16 protein-coding genes are annotated in these 16,965 nt (G+C 71.0%); 3 read left to right on the top strand and 13 right to left on the bottom strand.

All coding sequences use genetic code 11. The features are described from left to right. The first annotated feature begins 36 nt into the window (after nt 1–36). Nucleotides 37–798, top strand: coding sequence for a tyrosine-protein phosphatase (locus tag ACAX67_RS02770; protein ID WP_370702284.1), 762 nt, complete (start codon nt 37–39; stop codon nt 796–798). Nucleotides 799–818: 20 nt separating this feature from the next. Here ACAX67_RS02770 and ACAX67_RS02765 read toward each other — a convergent pair whose 3' ends face one another. The 3 genes from ACAX67_RS02765 to ACAX67_RS02755 form a co-directional block, all read right to left on the bottom strand. Then, nucleotides 819–1,304, bottom strand: coding sequence for a carboxymuconolactone decarboxylase family protein (locus ACAX67_RS02765; protein ID WP_370702283.1), 486 nt, complete (start codon nt 1,302–1,304; stop codon nt 819–821). Nucleotides 1,305–1,396: 92 nt separating this feature from the next. Then, on the bottom strand, nt 1,397–2,524 hold the full coding sequence (locus ACAX67_RS02760) for a YihY/virulence factor BrkB family protein (RefSeq protein ID WP_370702282.1): 1,128 nt from the start codon (nt 2,522–2,524) through the stop codon (nt 1,397–1,399). Between the two features lie 38 nt (nt 2,525–2,562). Further along, the gene (locus tag ACAX67_RS02755; RefSeq protein WP_370702281.1) at nt 2,563–3,237 is read right to left on the bottom strand and encodes a TetR/AcrR family transcriptional regulator; all 675 of its coding nucleotides are present in this window, start codon (nt 3,235–3,237) and stop codon (nt 2,563–2,565) included. Between the two features lie 86 nt (nt 3,238–3,323). Here ACAX67_RS02755 and ACAX67_RS02750 point away from each other — a divergent pair, with 86 nt between their 5' ends. Continuing rightward, nucleotides 3,324–4,481: an acyl-CoA dehydrogenase family protein gene (locus ACAX67_RS02750; RefSeq protein WP_370702280.1), complete on the top strand. Its 1,158-nt coding sequence runs from the start codon at nt 3,324–3,326 to the stop codon at nt 4,479–4,481. A gap of 55 nt (nt 4,482–4,536) precedes the next feature. Here ACAX67_RS02750 and ACAX67_RS02745 read toward each other — a convergent pair whose 3' ends face one another. From ACAX67_RS02745 to ACAX67_RS02710, 8 genes are read right to left on the bottom strand one after another with little or no spacing between them, the layout of a single operon-like run. Next, complete coding sequence (locus ACAX67_RS02745) at nt 4,537–5,703, bottom strand: acyl-CoA dehydrogenase family protein (protein ID WP_370702279.1); 1,167 nt, start codon at nt 5,701–5,703, stop codon at nt 4,537–4,539. Beyond that, entirely contained in the window at nt 5,703–7,673 is a 1,971-nt protein-coding gene (locus ACAX67_RS02740; protein WP_370702278.1) for an acetyl/propionyl/methylcrotonyl-CoA carboxylase subunit alpha, read from the bottom strand. Before ACAX67_RS02740 ends, ACAX67_RS02745 begins: the two co-directional genes overlap by 1 nt. Next, on the bottom strand, nt 7,670–9,271 hold the full coding sequence (locus ACAX67_RS02735; protein WP_370702277.1) for an acyl-CoA carboxylase subunit beta: 1,602 nt from the start codon (nt 9,269–9,271) through the stop codon (nt 7,670–7,672). Before ACAX67_RS02735 ends, ACAX67_RS02740 begins: the two co-directional genes overlap by 4 nt. Continuing rightward, nucleotides 9,268–9,729, bottom strand: coding sequence for an SRPBCC family protein (locus tag ACAX67_RS02730; protein ID WP_370702276.1), 462 nt, complete (start codon nt 9,727–9,729; stop codon nt 9,268–9,270). The genes ACAX67_RS02735 and ACAX67_RS02730 overlap by 4 nt, the downstream gene beginning before the upstream one ends. Then, nucleotides 9,726–10,892: an acyl-CoA dehydrogenase family protein gene (locus ACAX67_RS02725; RefSeq protein WP_370702275.1), complete on the bottom strand. Its 1,167-nt coding sequence runs from the start codon at nt 10,890–10,892 to the stop codon at nt 9,726–9,728. The genes ACAX67_RS02730 and ACAX67_RS02725 overlap by 4 nt, the downstream gene beginning before the upstream one ends. Further along, nucleotides 10,889–12,643 (bottom strand): acyclic terpene utilization AtuA family protein, encoded by a 1,755-nt coding sequence (locus ACAX67_RS02720; protein WP_370702274.1) that lies wholly within the window; start codon nt 12,641–12,643, stop codon nt 10,889–10,891. Before ACAX67_RS02720 ends, ACAX67_RS02725 begins: the two co-directional genes overlap by 4 nt. Next, the gene (locus ACAX67_RS02715) at nt 12,640–13,440 is read right to left on the bottom strand and encodes a TIGR03084 family metal-binding protein (protein WP_370702273.1); all 801 of its coding nucleotides are present in this window, start codon (nt 13,438–13,440) and stop codon (nt 12,640–12,642) included. Before ACAX67_RS02715 ends, ACAX67_RS02720 begins: the two co-directional genes overlap by 4 nt. Further along, nucleotides 13,437–14,087, bottom strand: coding sequence for a TetR/AcrR family transcriptional regulator (locus tag ACAX67_RS02710; protein ID WP_370702272.1), 651 nt, complete (start codon nt 14,085–14,087; stop codon nt 13,437–13,439). Before ACAX67_RS02710 ends, ACAX67_RS02715 begins: the two co-directional genes overlap by 4 nt. Before the next feature lie 179 nt (nt 14,088–14,266). On the opposite strand from ACAX67_RS02710, the gene ACAX67_RS02705 reads away from it, so the two are divergent. Then, nucleotides 14,267–15,166, top strand: a complete 900-nt coding sequence (locus ACAX67_RS02705; protein ID WP_370702271.1) for a COG1361 family protein — start codon at nt 14,267–14,269, stop codon at nt 15,164–15,166. Here the strand turns inward: ACAX67_RS02705 and ACAX67_RS02700 are convergent. Together ACAX67_RS02700 and ACAX67_RS02695 are read right to left on the bottom strand one after the other, a co-directional pair. Then, nucleotides 15,153–16,211 (bottom strand): VanZ family protein, encoded by a 1,059-nt coding sequence (locus tag ACAX67_RS02700; RefSeq protein WP_370702270.1) that lies wholly within the window; start codon nt 16,209–16,211, stop codon nt 15,153–15,155. The two genes, ACAX67_RS02705 and ACAX67_RS02700, sit on opposite strands and share 14 nt — an antisense overlap. Nucleotides 16,212–16,237: 26 nt before the next feature. Next, nucleotides 16,238–16,942: a hypothetical protein gene (locus ACAX67_RS02695; RefSeq protein ID WP_370702269.1), complete on the bottom strand. Its 705-nt coding sequence runs from the start codon at nt 16,940–16,942 to the stop codon at nt 16,238–16,240. Between the last annotated feature and the right edge of the window lie 23 nt (nt 16,943–16,965).

Below are 16,965 nucleotides of genomic sequence, written 5' to 3'. Positions count from 1 at the left end.
TCCCCCGGCGTCGGCCCGTCCCCCTACGCTGCCGGGGTGACGGCGAACGACGAGATCCTCCGGCTGGCCTCGGCCGACAACTTCCGCGACGTCGCCGGGCCCGGCTACCGGACGACCGACGGAGCGAAGGTGCGGCGCGGTGTCCTCTACCGCTCCAACGAGCTCCAGCTGACGGAGGCCGACCACGGCGCGGTCGCCGGACTCGGGCTGGTCGCGATCTGCGACCTGCGCACGCGACCCGAGATCGACCGCCACCCGGACGCCGAGATCGCCGGCGCCGCCTGGCTGCACTTCGACGTCTCCGGCATCCCGATGGACGAGGTCGCCGGCCTGCGCGACCGCTGCAGCGCCACCGACCTGATGGGCCGCGTCTACCGCGGATTCGTCGAGGTCGAGAGCTCCCGCGCCGCGCTCGGCGCCCTCTTCCGGCAGCTCGCCCGCGGCGGACCGCAGCTCTTCCACTGCAGCGCCGGCAAGGACCGGACCGGATGGGCCGCCGCACTCCTGCTCCACCTGGCGGGCGTCGACGACGCGACCATCGAGGACGACTACCTGCTCACGAACGACCTGACCGTCGAGAGTCGCGCACGGGTCGAGGCGGAGATCGCCGCCGCGCTCGGTGCGGAGCACGTCGCCGCCTTCGAGCCCACGCTCGTGGTCGACCCGGAGTACCTCCGGTCCGCCTACGCCGCCGTCACGACGGCGTACGGCGACCGCGCCACCTACCTGCGCGAGGGGCTCGGGCTCGACGACGCCACGGTGGCGGCACTGCGCAGCATGCTGCGCGACGAGGGCTGACGGAGCACCGGCTCGGAGGGCTAGAACGAGCTCGGCAGGACGCAGGCCGCGTCGAGCCCGAGCACGTGGTTGAGCCGGCCGAAGGCCAGCCACGACCCGATGCACATGCTCAGCTCGACGATCTCGCGGTCGGTGTAGGCCGCCCGCATGCGCACCCAGAACGACTCGTCGATGCCGTGGTGGTCGAGCGCGTAGCGCTCGGCGTACTCCGCCGCCAGTCGGGTGCGCTCGTCGAAGGCCCGCGTGGTGCGCCACTCCTCGACGGCCTCCAGGAAGCCCTCCTCGACCTGCTCGCCGTCGCGGTCCGTGCGCCAGTCGAGGCAGAACAGGCAGCCGTTCACCTGCGCGATCCGCAGCCGCGCGGCCTCGAACTCGCGCAGGCCGAGCGTGGTGTCGGCGTACACGGCCAGCGACAGCCGCGAGGCCGCCGGGCCGATCCCGGGCACCATCTCCCCCCAGACATGGGTGAGCGGGTCCTTGTCGTCGGGCAGGTCGATGACCAGCATGCTCGGGCTCCCGTCCGTGGCTGAAAACTGGAACACGTTATACCCGGTGTAGGGCGGCGTGACCACCCCGCGGCCCGGTGGCCGGGCGGCTGCTAGATCGACGGAGGCAGGTTCTGCGGGACCTGGCGGATCGGCTCGGTGTCATCGGGCTCCGGCGGAGGAGGCGTGCCCGGGATGTGCTGGGTGATGATCTCCTCGGTGCGGGGGTCGAGGAGGATCTCGTGGCTGTCACCGTCGCGACCGTCGAAGCGGACGGCGACGGTCTGGAAGCCCTTGTGCCGCATGCTCTGCGCATACATCGCGTAGGCCTTGCGGTCGGCGTCGGTGAGGTCGACCCGGTCGGTGAACGGCGTGAGCAGGGCGCGCGGCCACAGCTTCTCCGCGAGCACGACGTTGACCTCGATGCCGAGCACGCCGATCATCGCGGCGAGGTAGAGGAAGAGCATCAGTCCGAGGACGAGGCCGAAGACCGAGACCATCGAGCCGGTCTTCGTGACGTTGAGGACGTGCGTGACGTAGGACGTGCCGAGCACCTGCAGGACCTGCCACAGGATCGCGATGGTGAAGCCGCCAGGGGCGGCGCTGGCGATGTCGTGGCTGATCGCCTTGGACGCGGCCATCCGCAGCAGCACCGTCATCAAGAACCCGAGGATGCCGATCGTGAGCAGCCGGACGAGCCAGTGGAACCAGGTGCTCGACGAGACGTCCCCGACCAGCTTGGTCTCGGTCGCCACGGCCGACAGCACCGAGACACCGAGGACGATCGAGCCCGCCGTGCCGAGCAGCACCACGCTGGTGAGCCGGGTCAGCACCGGGTGCGGGCGGCTGTTGCGCGGCACCGCCCATGCCGTCGCCTGGACGTTCTGCAGACCGAGGCCGAGCCCGAGCGCACCGTAGAGCGCACCGAGCGCACCGAAGACGATGGCGCTGACCGAGCCCTGCAGCCCACCCGGCCGGCCGAGCTCGGTGCCGATGATCGGGAACTGCGCCAGCGCGGAGTCGAGCGCTGCCTTCTCCAGCTGGGGGTAGCCGTTGAGGATGAAGCCGAGGATCGACGTCGCGAGCAGCATCAACGGGAAGATCGCGAGGAACGCGTAGTAGGTCAGCACCGCGGCCAGGTAGTTGCCCTGGTCGTCGAAGTACTTGTAGACGACCGCGAGCGGCACGCCCAGCGCGGGGAACTTGCGCTGGGCGTGGTCGAGGTCGGACGCGAATCCCACGCACCCACGCTACCGGTGCGCTCGTCCGCTCCCCGGCTTCAGGCCTCCGGATCGAACACCATGTCGTCGGGGACGTCGTAGCCGAGCTGGGTCATCATGTCCTGCAGCACGAGCGTGACCTGGCGGCTGAGCCGGTCGACGACCTCGTCCTGGGTCTCGTCCTGGTGGTCCAGCCACCAGATGATCCCGGCGTCCACCATGCCGATCAGGCCCGCCAGCACGCCGTCGGGCGCCTTCGGCACGATCTGCGTCGGGCGCAGGTAGTCGGCCATCGCCACCATCAGCGCGTCGAGGAAGAGACTGCGTCCCATCCGGGCCTGGTGCAGGCTGCGGGTCTGCTTCTGCGCCGCGACGAACCGGTACAGGTTGGGGTGCTCGGCCGCCCATCGCACGATGGCCTCGGCGATGCCGTGCACGACGTCGTACGACGTGCCGGCCCGGCTCAGGTGCGGGCGCACCTCCTCGAGCAGGTCGGCCGACGCCTTGCGCGCCACCTCCAGGTCGAGCTGCGACTTGCTCTCCACGTAGCGGTACACGTGCGGTCGCGGGATGCCGGCGCGTTCGGCGATCTGCCCGACGCCGACCCGCGGGCCGCCCTCGTCGATCGCCCGCGTCGCCGCCTCGACCAGGAGCGCGCGGCGTCCCTGGTCGTCGCCCGCCTTGCGCAACCGGCGCGCGACGGTCGAGTCGACCCACTTCGCGACGTCCACCATGGGGTTCACCCTAATCGGGTACACGTTGTACCCTTGATCTCGGTACACGCTGTACCACTCATCTTCTGCCTGAAGGAGCACCACCGATGCCCGCACGCCGTTCGCCGTGGATGAACCAGGATCTCGACGACTTCCGCGACCTCGCGCGCACCTTCTGCGAGAAGGAGATCAAGCCGAACGTCGAGAGCTACATCGCCAACAAGCAGGTCGACCGCGACCTGTGGCGGCGCGCGGGCGAGCTCGGGCTGCTGTGCCTCTCGATCCCGGAGGAGTACGGCGGCGGGGGCGGCACGTTCGCGCACGAGGCGATCCTCATCGAGGAGCAGGCCCGGGTCGGCGACAGCTCGTGGGGCGCCTCGCTCCACAACGGCATCGTGGCCCACTACCTGCTCGCCTACGGCACCGAGGAGCAGAAGCTCGAGTGGCTGCCGAAGATGGCCAGCGGCGAGGTCGTCGGCGCCATCGCCATGACCGAGCCCGGGACCGGCTCGGACCTGCAGAACGTCAAGACCAAGGCCATCCGCGAGGGCGACGAGTACGTCGTCAACGGCTCGAAGACCTTCATCACCAACGGCGCCCAGGCCGACATGGTGGTCACGGTCGCGAAGACCAACCCCGAGGAGGCCGCCTCCGGCATCTCGCTGATCATCGTCCCCTGCGACGCGCCGGGCTTCTCGCGGGGCCGGGTGCTCGACAAGATCGGCATGAAGGGCCAGGACACCTCCGAGCTGAACTTCTCCGACGTGCGGGTGCCGGTCACCAACCTGCTCGGCTCCGAGGAGGGTCAGGGCTTCATCCAGCTGATGCAGCAGCTGCCCCAGGAGCGGCTCATCGTCGCGGTCTCCAACGTCGCGGCGATGGAGCTGATCTTCGACGAGACGCTGCGCTACGTGCACGACCGCCACGCGTTCAACCGGCCGATCTGGGGCTTCCAGAACACCAAGTTCAAGATGGCCGAGGTCGCCACCGAGGCACGTGTCGCCCGCTCCTTCGTCGACGAGTGCATCGAGCTGCACCTCGACGGCCAGCTCGACATCCCGACCGTGGCGATGGCCAAGCTGTGGTGCTCCGAGCGCGCGCAGAAGGTCGCGGACATCTGCCTGCAGCTGCACGGCGGCTACGGCTACATGAACGAGTACCCGATCGCCCGCGCCTGGGCCGACCTCCGCGTCAGCCAGATCTACGCCGGCACCTCGGAGATCATGAAGGAGATCATCGCCCGGTCGCTCCCGGCTCCGGTCTGATCCGTCCCCGGCCGGGTCCGTTCCCGGCCGGGTCCGTTTCCCGCGCCACGCAGGCTCAGTACGACTTCGGTAGCCCCAGGGTGTGCATGGCGACGAAGTTCAGGATCATCTCGCGGCTGACGGGGGCGATCCGGCCGAGTCGGGAGGCGACGAGCATGTTCGCCAGGCCGTACTCGACGGTCAGGCCGTTGCCGCCGTGGGTGTGGACGGCGACGTCGGCCGCGTTGCAGGAGACCTCGCCGCCGGCGTACTTGGCCATGTTGGCGTACTCGCCCGCGGTGAAGTCGTCGCCCGCGTCGTAGAGCGCGGCCGCCTTCTGCCAGAGCAGGCGGGCCTGCTCGAGCTCGATCTTGACCTTCGCGATCGGGTGCTGGATGCCCTGGTGGGCGCCGATCGGCACGTCCTTCCAGACGCTGCGGGTCTTGGCGTAGTCGACCGTCTTGTCGATCGCGTAGCGCGCGGCCCCGCAGGAGAGCGCGGCGCCCATGATCCGCTCGGGGTTGAGGCCGGCGAAGAGCTGCCAGAGACCGCCGTCCTCGTCGCCGACGAGCGCGTCGACGGGGAGCCGCACGTCGTCGAGGAACAGGGTGAACTGCTTCTCCGGCGCGCGCCAGGCCATCTCGATCGGCTGCTTGGTGAAACCGGCGGCATCCGTCGGCACCACGAACAGCGCAGGCTTGAGCTTGCCCGTCTTCGCGTCCTCGGTGCGGGCGACGATGAGCACCGCCTGCGCCTCGTCGACGCCGGAGATGAAGGTCTTGTTGCCGTTGAGCACCCACTCGTCGCCGTCGCGGGTCGCCGTGGTGGTGATGTTGTGCGCGTTGGAGCCGGCGTCGGCCTCGGTGATGCCGAAGGCCATCAACAGGGTGCCGTCGGCGATGCCGGGCAGCCAGCGCTTCTTCTGCTCCTCGGTGCCGCACCGGTTGATGATCGAGCCGCAGATCGCGGGCGAGACCACCATCATCAGCAGCGGCGCACCCGCGGCCGACGCCTCCTCGAGGACGGCGGCCAGGTCGGCCATGCCACCGCCACCGCCGCCGTGCTCCTCGGGGAGGTTGACGCCGAGGAAGCCGGACTGGCCCATCTCGAGCCACATCTCGGTCATCTTGCCGCCGTCGCGGGCCTGCTTCTCGACGTACTCCCGGCCGTACTTGCTCGCGAGCTTCTTGACCGCCTCGCGCAGCGCGACGCGCTCCTCGGGCTCGGTGAAGTTGATGGTCATCAGTCGGTTCCTTCTGTCTCGGCCGGCTCGACGGGGGTGACGACGGCGAGCACGGTGCCCGCCTCGACCTGCTGACCGATGGCGGCCGCAAGCTCGGTGACCGTGCCGGAGTACGGCGCGGCGATGGTGTGCTGCATCTTCATGGCCTCCATCACGAGGATGGGCCGGCCCTCGGCGACGACGTCACCGACGTGGGCGTGGACCGCCACGACGCTGCCGGGCATGGGCGCGAGCAGCGATCCCTCGGCGACCTGGCTCGACGGGTCGACGAACCGAGGGGTGCGCTCCAGGGCGACGTGCCCGTCGGGCCCGTCGACGTCGATGCGGTGACCGACGATCGCGACGTCGTAGCGGCGGCGGACCCCGTCGACGTCGAGCACCACCTCGGTCGGCGACGCCGACACGACCGTGGCACCCTCGACGCGGTAGCCGGTGCGCTCGCCCCACCACTCGGCGGCGGTGCCGTCCTCGAAGTCGACCCGCTGCGGCTGGCTGACCACGTTGCGGAAGCCGGCCGCGATGCGCTGCTGCACCCCTGCGGCGGCCCGCTGCTTCTCCACCCAGGCGAGTGCTGCCGCGGTGCGGGAGGGCCCTTCGTCTCGTGACGCTCGCTGTGCGACCTCCTCGACCAGCGAGCCGTCGGACAGCATCGCGGTGGAGACGTCGCCACCGAGGAACCGCTCGTCGGTGAGTACGGCGACCAGCTGGTCGCGGTTGGTCCGCAACCCGTGCAGGCGGGCCCGCCTCAGCACGGAGACGAGGCGGCGCGCGGCGTCGTCGCGGGTCGGTGCCGCGACGACCAGCTTGGCCAGCATGGCGTCGTAGTGCGGGGACACGGTCGAGCCACTGGCGAAGCCCGCCTCGACCCGGAGCCCCTCGACGTCAGGGAACTCGAAGCGGGTCAGCGTGCCGACCTGCGGGGCGTAGTCGGCGGCCGGGTCCTCGGCGTAGAGCCGCACCTCGATCGCGTGGCCCTCCGGGTCCGCCACCTCGACCACCGGCGCTGCCGGGACGACGCCTGCGGACTCCAGCTGGAGCTGGACCAGGTCGACGCCGTACACCTCCTCGGTGACCGGGTGCTCGACCTGCAGGCGGGTGTTCATCTCGAGGAACCAGAAGCTGTCGCGCGCCGGGTCGTAGAGGAACTCGACGGTCCCGGCACCGCGGTAGTCGATCGCCTCGGCCGCCGCCCGCGCAGCGTCGTGCAGGGCCTTGCGGGTCGCCTCGGGCAGGGCGGGCGCGGGCGCCTCCTCGACCACCTTCTGGTGGCGCCGCTGCACCGAGCAGTCGCGCTCGCCGTAGACGAGCACGCCCACCGGGTGACCGACGACCTGCACCTCGACGTGGCGGCCCTCCTCGACGTAGGGCTCGACGAAGACGGTGCCGTCGCCGAAGGCGGAGGCCGCCTCGGCCTCGGCCTTCGCGATCTCACCGGCGAGCGCGTCCAGTGAGCGCACGACCCGCATGCCGCGGCCGCCGCCACCGGCGGACGCCTTCACCAGCAGCGGGGTCTCGAGACGGTCGCCAGAGCGACCTCCTCGACCACCGTCCTCGATCTCGGCGCCCGTGTAGGAGGGCAGCACTGGTACCCCGGCCGCCTCCATGAGCTTCTTCGACTCGATCTTCGAGCCCATCCGCTCGATCGAGGACGGGTCGGCCCCGATCCAGGTCAGGCCGGCGTCGATGACCTGCTGGGCGAACCCGGCGTTCTCCGACAGGAAGCCGTAGCCGGGGTGGATCGCGGTCGCACCGGTGCGCCGGGCCGCCTCGAGCACCAGGTCGGCGCGGAGGTAGGTGTCGGCCGGAGCCGTGCCCGGCAGGTGCACCGCGACGTCGGCCTCGGCGACGTAGGGCAGGGCGGCGTCGGCGTCGGAGAACACCGCGACGGTGTCGATGCCGAGCCGGCGGCAGGTGCGGAACACGCGGGAGGCGATCTCCGCGCGGTTGGCGACGAGGACACGCTGGCTCATAGTCGGAACACCCCGAAGTTCATGGCGCCCTCGACGGGCTGGTTGTCGATGACGGAGAGGCAGATGCCCAGGACGGTGCGGGTGTCGCGCGGGTCGATGACGCCGTCGTCGTAGACCATCCCGGACAGCACGTAGGGCAGCGACTGCTCCTCGATCTGGGCCTCGACCATCTCCTTGATGCCCTTGAAGCCGTCGGCGTCGAAGACCTCGCCCTTCTTCTCGGCCGACTCCCGCGCCACGATCTCCAGCACGCCGGCCAGCTGGGCGGGGCCCATGACCGACGACTTCGCCGAGGGCCAGGTGAAGAGGAAGCGCGGGTCGTAGGCCCGGCCGTTCATGCCGTAGTTGCCCGCGCCGTAGGACGCGCCCATGATCACCGTCAGGTGCGGGACCTTCGAGTTGGAGACCGCGTTAATCATCATCGCGCCGTGCTTGATGATGCCGCCCTGCTCGTAGTCCTTGCCGACCATGTAGCCGGTGGTGTTGTGCAGGAAGAGCAGCGGGGTGTCCTTCTGGTTGGCGAGCTGGATGAACTGCGCCGCCTTCTGCGCCTCCTCGCTCATCAGCACGCCGCGGGCGTTGGCCAGGATGCCGATCTCGTGACCGTGCAGCCGCGCCCACCCGACGCAGAGCGCCGTGCCGTAGAGCGGCTTGAACTCGTCGAACGCGACCCCGTTGCCAGGACCGGTGCCGTCGACGATGCGCAGGATCGCCTCGCGCGGGTCGAACGGCTCCTTGAGGTCGGTCGGGATCAGGTCGAGCAGGTCCTCGGGGTCGAGGTCCGGCTCCGCGAAGGTCGGGGCCGGGGTCGCTCCGCGCTTGCGCCAGTTGAGCCGCGCGACCACACGCCGGGCCTGGCGGATCGCGTCGTGCTCGTCGAGCGCCAGGAAGTCGGAGGACCCGGAGATCCGCGAGTGCATCTCCGCGCCGCCGAGCGACTCGTCGTCGGTCTCCTCGCCGGTGGCCATCTTCACCAGGGGCGGACCGGCCAGGAACACCTTCGCGCGCTCCTTGACCATGATCACGTAGTCGCTCATGCCCGGCACGTAGGCGCCGCCCGCGGTCGAGTTGCCGAAGACCACCGAGATCGTCGGCTGCTTGCGCGCCGACGCCCGGGTCAGGTCGCGGAACCCGCGTCCGCCCGGGATGAAGATCTCCTTCTGCGTGGGCAGGTCCGCGCCGCCGGACTCGGTCAGGTTGACCGTCGGCATGAAGTTGCGCTCGGCGATCTCGGCCGCACGGAAGGACTTCTTCAGCGACCACGGGTTGAGGGCGCCGCCCTTCACGGTCGGGTCGTTGGCCACGATCATGCACTCGACGCCCTCGACCACGCCGATGCCGGTCACCAGGCTGGCACCGACGGTGAAGTCACTGCCCCAGCCGGCCAGCGGCATCAGCTCGAGGAAGGCGGACCCCTCGTCGACGAGCAGCTCGATGCGCTCGCGGGCGGTCAGCTTGCCGCGCTCCTTGTGGCGGGCGATGTACTTCCCCCCGGCCTCGACGGCCTTCGCCTGCTCCGCCCGCAGCGCCTCGAGCTTGGCGAGCATCGCCTCGCGCCGGGTCGCCTCGACGGGGGCCTCCGTGGTCTCGGTGCTCATGCCTCCAGCACCTCCTTCATCCGGGTCAGCGTGGTGCGCATGCCGCGTTCGTTGGTGCGGCCGCGCAGCGTGCCGAGCACCATCCAGTAGCCGCGCAGGAACCACTTCGGCTCGAGCCGGAAGTACTCCGTCACCCGGGTGCCGTCACCGTCGGGCTCGAGGCGGTAGCCCCAGTGGGTCCACGCGCTGCCGTCGAGGCCGACGGCGAACTCGAACACCTCGGGCTGGACGCACCTGGTCACCGTGCACGGGGACCAGTACGTCGGCCCGACACCGTTGCGCTTCACGTGACCCTTGAAGCGCGCACCCTCGGCAGGACCGGTGGCGCCGTGCGTCCAGGCGGCCTCGAACGTCTCGGGAGAGAACTCCCCGATCCGGGTCACGTCGCTGACCAGGTCCCAGACCTTCTCCGGCGGGGCGGCGATGGTCAGGGTGACCTCCCGCTCGAGCCCGCTCACTGGGCCCCTCCGGGCGCATAGCCCAGCAGTCGGGCGGCCAGGTCGGTCAGCACCTCGGTGGCGCCACCGCCGATCGGCAACAGCCGGACGTCGCGGTAGTGCCGCTCGACCTCGGACTCGCGCATGTAACCCATCCCGCCGTGCAGCTGCACCGCCTGGTCGGCGACCCACACCGCCGTGTCCACCGCGGTCTGCTTCGCGAGGCAGGCCTCGGCGATGACGTCCTCGCCGGCGTCGTACCGCCGCGCGATCTCCAGGGTGTAGCTGCGCGCGACCGCGACCTGCCGGTGCATCTCGGTCAGCTTGGCGCGCACGACCTGGTTGGCCAGCAACGGCTTGCCGAAGGTCTCGCGCTCGCGGCAGTACTGCGCGCTGAGGTTGAGGCAGCGCAGCGCGTGGCCGTAGCCGAGCAGGGCGAGCCAGATCCGCTCGGAGACGAAGTTCTGCGCGATGTAGTAGAAGCCGTGGTTCTCCTGGCCGACCAGGTTCTCGACGGGGACGCGCACGTCGACGTAGGACAGCTCGCCGGTGTCGCTGGCCAGCCAGCCCATCTTGTCGAGCTTGCGGGAGACGGTGAAGCCCGGCGTTCCCTTCGGCACCACGATCATCGACAGGCCGTGGGCGCCGGTGTCGGCGGTGCGCACAGCGGTCACGACGAAGTCGCCGCGCACCGAGGACGTGATGAAGGTCTTCGCGCCGTTGATGACGTAGTGGTCGCCGTCGCGGACGGCGCGGGTCGTGAGTCCGGCGACGTCGGACCCGGTGCCCGGTTCGGTGATGCCGAGGGAGCCGATCAGGTCGCCGCTGAGCACGGGCCGCACGTAGGTGTCGATCAGGTGGGGCGACCCGTTCTGCACGATGTGCGGGATCGCGATGCCGTGGGTGAAGGCCGAGGCCATCAGGCCACCGGACCAGCCGCCCTCCATGAAGCCCTCCTGCATCGCGCAGGCGTCGATGAGGGTGCCGCCGTCGCCGCCGACCTCCTCGGGCACGCCGACGCCGAGGAACCCGCCGTGCGCGAGCTTCTTCTGGAACTCGCGAGGGATCTCGCCGTCCTTCTCCCACTGGTCGAGGAAGGGCGTCACCTCACGCCTGGTGAACTCCAGCGCCGAGGACTTGAGCGCGATCTGCTCCTCGGTGAAGCCGTGGTTGAACGTGGTCACAGGACATTTCCTTCGATGTTGACGAGACGGGAGCGGATCCACTCCGCGAGGCCCTTGGCCTGCGGGTCGAACCGGGCGGTGGCCGCCACGCCCTCGTCGAGGAGGCCGTGGATGAGCACGTTGACCCCGCCGAGGTTGGGCAGCACGTAGACCTCGATCTCGAGGTCGGCCGCCTCGGGGATCAGCTCGCGGACCCGGCGGCGGGACATGAACTTGGTGAGCCAGGTGACCCGCTCGGCGTACTTCGGGTGGCCGTCGTTGCGCACCCAGAGACCGATGTTGGCGTCGCCGCCCTTGTCGCCCGACCGCCCGTGGACGAAGGTCCCCAGCGGCAGGCGCCGGGTGAGGGTGTCGGTCGGGGCGGGGTACGGCGACGGCCGCTGCCCCTCGGTCGGGTCGGCGGGCTCCGCGGCGGTCACCGGGTCGGGGACGACCTCGGTCGTGCCGTCGTGGTGGACGACGGTGTGCTGCACCGCGCTGCGGGCGACGTAGGCGGGCCGGTAGACGCCGTACGCCGTCCCGGGCCCGGGCACGCGGGTGACGCTGAAGCCGGGATAGGAGGCCAGGGCGAGCTCGATGATCGGCGCGGTGAGGCCCTTCCCGACCTTGTCGGCGCTCGGGTCGAAGGCGGTGACCCGCAGCAACATCGAGGCACCCTCCTCGGTGTCGGCGTCCGGCTGCACCGTGCGGACTCCGGACCACTCGACCTTCGCCGGACGGCCGGCACTGCCCTCGGGACCGAGCGCGCTCTCGACCTGGTCCTTGATCCAGGCGACCTTCGCGTCGGCCTCGAGCCCGGTCACCACGAACTCCGCGGCGTTGCGGAAGCCGGCGAAGTAGTTGAGGCAGACCTTGAGCTGCTCCGGGGGCGCGGAGCCGGTCACGCCGCGGACGGCCACCCGGTCGTCGCCGAGCTGCTCGAGGCGCATCGAGGTCAGGTCGACGGTGACGTCGGGGTTGAGGTACCTCGTCGACTGGATCTCGTAGACCAGCTGGGCCGTGACGGTGTCGACGGTGACCGCACCGCCGGTGCCCTCGTGCTTGGTGATCACCATCGACCCGTCGCTGGAGAGCTCGGCGACCGGGAAGCCGAGCGGCTGGTCACGCCGCGGCAGGTCGAGGAAGCCGCTGAAGTTGCCGCCGGTCGCCTGGGTGCCGCACTCGATCACGTGACCCGCGACGACAGCCCCGGCGAGCTCGTCGTAGGACTCCGGCGTCCAGCCGAAGTGCGCGATCGCCGGGCCGACCACGACGGAGGCGTCGGTGACCCGTCCGGTCACGACCAGGTCGGCGCCGTGGGTCAGCGCGGCGGCGATGCCGAACCCGCCGAGGTAGGCGTTGGCGGTCAGCGGGTTGCCGTAGGTCTCGTCGAGCAGGCCGAGGTCGGCGACCTGGCTGCGGAGGTCGTCGCCCTCGACGTGGGCGATCGCCGGGTCGAGACCGAGCCCGGCCGCGACCTCGCGCAGCTTGTCGGCCAGCCCGCGCGGGTTGACCCCGCCCGCGTTGACGACGACCTTGACGCCCTTCTCCAGCGCGACGCCGAGGGCGTCCTCGGCCTGCTTCACGAAGGTGCGGGCGTAGCCGAGGTTCGGGTCCTTGAAGGTGTCCTTGCCCAGGATGAGCATGGTGAGCTCGGCCAGGTAGTCGCCGGTGAGGTAGTCCAGCGGACCACCCTCGAGCATCTCGCGGAAGGCGGAGAAGCGGTCGCCGTAGAAGCCGGAGCAGTTGCCGATCCGGATCGTGTCGGTCATGCGCGGACCTCGCGGCCGCCGCCGGCGGGACCTGCGAAGGCCTGCGCGATCGTCAGCCACGTCTGCGCGTCCTCACCGACCGCCACCAGGTCGGTGTCGTCGCGGTGGACGCGCTGGGTGACCAGCTCGCAGAAGTCGGACGCCGTCCCCCGCACCGACTGCGCCGCGTCGTCCGGCCCCCAGGCCCACACCTCGCCGCCGGGCGCGGTCAGCTCGACGCGGAACTCCTCGGCCGGCGGCTCGAGCCCGTTGTTGGCGAAGGCGAAGTTGCGCGTGCGCACGCCGAGGTGGGCGACCTGCTTGATCCGGTCGGTGACGGCAGGTCGCTCGCCGAGCGCGTCGAAGACGTCGAGCGCGTGCGCCCAGGTCTCCATGAAGCGCGCGGTCACCATCGAGGTCGGCGACATGGGGGGTCCGAACCACGGCATCTTCTGCCCGTCGGGCACCGTGCGCAGCGCGCCCGCGAGGGCCGCCCGGGCCGCGTCCCACCGGGCGAGCAGCTCGGCCGGCGGCAGCTCGGCGACGCGGAACGCCTCCTGGTCCACGAAGCCCGCCGGGTCCGCGATCGCGAGGAGCACCACCTCGTCCCAGGCCTCCTTGCCCTCGGGGGTGTGGGCGGACGCGGCCAGGGCGGCCACCTCGTCGGTCCACAGCAGGTGGGCGATCGTGGTGGCGATCCTCCAGCCCTCGGCGGGCACCGGGGTGGTCCAGGCGGCCTCGTCGAGAGGGGCCACCGCCGCCCGCAGCTGGTCACCCTCGGCGGTGAGGTCGGCAAGCACGTCGTCGAACAGGCTCATGGGTTCTCCCCGGTGGTGGAGGTGCGAGCGGAGCGGGCCTCGACACCCAGCGCGGCGTCGAGGGTCAGGGCCCACTGGTCGAGGATCCTGCGGCGGCGACGCGTGTCGTCACCGAGCGTGCTGGCGAGCCCCAGGCCCCGCACGAGGTCGAGGGTGGCCTGGACCAGCTCGCGTACGCCGGCCCGCGACTCGTCCGCGCCGAGCAGCTGCACCGTCATCACGTGCGTCTCGCGGCCGAGGACCCGCTCGAGCGGGGCGACGGCCTCCAGCAGCGTCTCGTCGGTGCGTGCCGCGACCCAGAGCTCGAGCGCGGCGGTGAACACCGGGCCGGCGAAGTGGTCGCCGAGCATCTGGATCACGGCGCGGGTGCGCTGGGGACCGGTCGGCAGCGCGGCCGCGCTGGCGGCGAGCTCCTCGCCGCGCCGCTCGGTCAGGTGGGCGACGGCCGCGACCACCAGGTCGTTCTTCGTGGGGAAGTGGTGCAGCTGCGCCCCGCGGCTGACGCCCGCGCGCTCGGAGACCAGCGTGGTCGTCGTACCGCTGAAGCCCTTCTCGACCAGCAGCTCGACCGTCGCCTCCAGCAGCCGTGCCCGCATCGCGCGGGTGCGCTCCTCCTGCGGGACGCGGGCCGTGGGAGGTGAGGTCACCTGGTCAGCATGGCCCGCCACAAACAAACAGTCAAGCCTGACTGTATGTGGATGAGATCGCGATCGCTCCCGCGCAGCAAATAGTCCGATCGGCGGTACCGGCGTCGTCACGACGGGAGCACCCTGGTGAGGAAGCGACGCCTGCTCCTGGCGTCCCGCGTTCTCATGGGGAGAGCCACATGTCCGGAATCGCGTCACGCCGTCTGCTCGCCGCCCTCGTCACCGCCGCCGTCGCCGCGGTCGGCGCTCTCGTCGCCGGGGCGGCACCGGCCCACGCCGCACCGACCGGTTACCTGCTCCTGAAGGGCACCGGCTCGGTCTACACCTCCAACGGGATCGTGAACCTCGGCGTGACCCCGGGGTCGTCGAAGACCTGGGGGCTGAAGGTCGTCAACACCGGGAGCACCGCTCAGCAGTTCAAGATCACGATCACCTCCAACAGCCCGTTGCTCACCACGACGCTGCTGGCGGGCTCGGCGGCCGTCCAGGCGCCCTACTACACCGCTCCGATCGCGCCCGGCCGGAGCGTCAGCCTCAGTCTCAAGATGCTGGTCGCCGCGGGGGCACCTGCCGCAGAGTACGTCGGCAGCATCGGCCTCCGCGATCCGGAGACCAACACCTTCCTCGACAGTGGGAGCGCCGACGCCAACGCGACCTACCAGACGGGGAACACGCGCCACGACCTCTTCGTGAAGACGGGGTCGCAGCCCCTCGTGGGCGGTTCTGTCGGGCAGTTCGAGACAGCGACGGCGCTCAAGCCCGGCAACACTGCGAGCTTCACGGTGCGGTTGAGGAACGACGGCGGGTCGCCGACCGCCATCGGCGTCAGCGGGGGCACGTCCTTCGACTGTCCCGCCGACTGGTCGATCGTGATCAAGCAGGGCACCAAGGACGTCACGGCTGCGGTCCGGGGCGCCACGTACAGCACCGGCGTCCTCGCTCCCGGAGCGAAGGTCGAGCTCAAGGCGTCCATCAAGCTGCTCCATGCCACCACGTGCACCGCCGCCTACGTCGGCTTCACCGGATCAGCAGCCGACGGCACCGTCACCTCCTACGCGCACGTGGTCACTGGCGTCTGACCTCCTCCGAGTCGACCTGCAGCTCCATCCCCGCGAGGACGTGGGAGAGCCCCCGGTGCTCCTTGGTGGGCAGTGCGGCGGCGACCGTGACGACCGCGTAGCCGATCAGCGCCCAGGTGCTCCACGCGGGCGTCAGCGCCCCGAGCGCGAGCAGCGGGCCCACGCCGACGACGAGCTTCACCAGCCGGGAGACCGGCGCCAGGCGCGGGCGCCGCGCGACCGCGCGGACGTCGACGACGAGCTCGCCGACCGTGCGGCTGGCGAGCAGCACGAGGGCCGCCTCCACCACTGCGGGCACGCCCCACTGCAGCCAGGTGCGGAGGTCCGGCCCGATGTCGGCGTACGACGTCCGCAAGCCGTAGTGGAAGGCGGCCTTGTAGCCGACCACCACGGCGGCGCCGAGCAGCACCACGAAGAGGACGTCGCACACCATGCCGACCAGGCGCCGGCCGTAGCTGATCGACGTCGGGAGGACGATCTCGCCCCGCCTGCGCCGGACGACGAGCATCGCGAGGAGCGAGCCGATCGTCGCGCCCAGGGTGTTCACGATGAGGTCGTCGACGTCGAACATCCGGTAGGCGCAGTCGAAGAGGTGCCACACGCCCGTGGTCTGGGTGGTCTCGATCAGCAACGAGATCGCGAGCCCGAGCACGGTCGCGACGACGACACCGCGGCCGAGGAGCTTGCGCACGTAGAAGCCCAGCGGCACGAAGAGCAGCACGTTGAGCGCGACCTGGAGGAACGCCGGGTCGCGGACCAGCCCGACGAGACCGTCACCGTCCCGGAACCCGATCGTGCGGATCGTCGCGAGAGGATCCGTCTGCCGGCCCACGCACCGGTAGCTGTCGCTCGCCGGCATCGGCAGCAACGTGTAGGTCCACAGCGCGAGCCCGTAGACCGCGCCCGAGAGCAGGATCGCGAGGTCGCCAGGACCGAGCCGGCCGTCCCGTCGGTACTCGTGGGCAGCGACCGGGATGAGCAGCACGACGGCCACGACGGTCCCGAGGGCGGTCGCGATCAGCGCGTTGGCGGCCTGGTCGGACATGGCCCCGAGAGTAGGCCGTGCGCCGGTCAGCTCAGGTAGGTCGCCCGCAGCGTGTAGAAGCCGAGCGTCGTGGCGGTCGCGCCGACGGCGACGTCGGCCTCGTCGGCGGTGATCGACGCCTTGCTCGTGAGCGTGTAGCGGCCCGGCTTCACCCGCACCGTGACCTCACCCTCCGGTCGGGTCGGCACCCGGTCGAGGACGACGCCCGCCGCACCCTTGAGCGTGAACCGCTCCAGGTCGCCGGCGGAGCTGTTCCACGCGATCCTGACCTTGCCGCGCTTCGCCACCTTGAGGACCGCGGTGGCCTCGGAGGCAGCCAGGAGCTCCAGCCCGCAGTCGAGCGCGGCGTCGTTCCTGAGCATCACCAGGCCGGTGGACTCCAGGTCCAGCCGCTTGAACGCGCGGTCGCGCGTGCTGCCGGAGGCCGTGGTCTCGACGTCGATGCTGCCGGACGCGCCGACGGTGCTGGCCGCCGACGCGTGGTAGCCCTCCTGGACGTGGGCGGTGGCGCCTCCCGCGCCGCTCGTGAACGTGGCCGCCTCGCCGCTCGAGGACGCCTCGTCGGGCGCGAGCGCGCAGGTCCCGTTGGTGTTCGCCTCCGCCGTGGCCGCGATGTTGCCGTGCACGGGCGCGGCCGACGCGGGCGCCGCGCCTGCGACCACCAGGGCCGAGACGGTCAGGGCGGTGCCGGCGAGCAGGGCCGGTGTACGACGGGTGCGTGGGGGGTTCACGCTCCGCAAGGTAGTGCGATCGG

It is taken from the genome of Nocardioides candidus (assembly GCF_041321175.1).
Classification (GTDB): Bacteria; Actinomycetota; Actinomycetes; order Propionibacteriales; family Nocardioidaceae; genus Nocardioides.
This window is presented reverse-complemented; position numbering and strand designations above follow the sequence as displayed.

What these genes read in the sequence shown, in the direction of transcription:
- ACAX67_RS02765 (WP_370702283.1), bottom strand. Translation starts at nt 1,304, where the DNA reads ATGCTGGTCATCGACCTGCCCGACGACAAGGACCCGCTCACCCATGTC.
- ACAX67_RS02755 (WP_370702281.1), bottom strand. Translation starts at nt 3,237, where the DNA reads ATGGTGGACGTCGCGAAGTGGGTCGACTCGACCGTCGCGCGCCGGTTG.
- ACAX67_RS02750 (WP_370702280.1), top strand. Translation starts at nt 3,324, where the DNA reads ATGCCCGCACGCCGTTCGCCGTGGATGAACCAGGATCTCGACGACTTC.
- ACAX67_RS02745 (WP_370702279.1), bottom strand. Translation starts at nt 5,703, where the DNA reads ATGACCATCAACTTCACCGAGCCCGAGGAGCGCGTCGCGCTGCGCGAG.
- ACAX67_RS02740 (WP_370702278.1), bottom strand. Translation starts at nt 7,673, where the DNA reads ATGAGCCAGCGTGTCCTCGTCGCCAACCGCGCGGAGATCGCCTCCCGC.
- ACAX67_RS02735 (WP_370702277.1), bottom strand. Translation starts at nt 9,271, where the DNA reads ATGAGCACCGAGACCACGGAGGCCCCCGTCGAGGCGACCCGGCGCGAG.
- ACAX67_RS02720 (WP_370702274.1), bottom strand. Translation starts at nt 12,643, where the DNA reads ATGACCGACACGATCCGGATCGGCAACTGCTCCGGCTTCTACGGCGAC.
- ACAX67_RS02715 (WP_370702273.1), bottom strand. Translation starts at nt 13,440, where the DNA reads ATGAGCCTGTTCGACGACGTGCTTGCCGACCTCACCGCCGAGGGTGAC.
- ACAX67_RS02705 (WP_370702271.1), top strand. Translation starts at nt 14,267, where the DNA reads ATGTCCGGAATCGCGTCACGCCGTCTGCTCGCCGCCCTCGTCACCGCC.
- ACAX67_RS02700 (WP_370702270.1), bottom strand. Translation starts at nt 16,211, where the DNA reads ATGTCCGACCAGGCCGCCAACGCGCTGATCGCGACCGCCCTCGGGACC.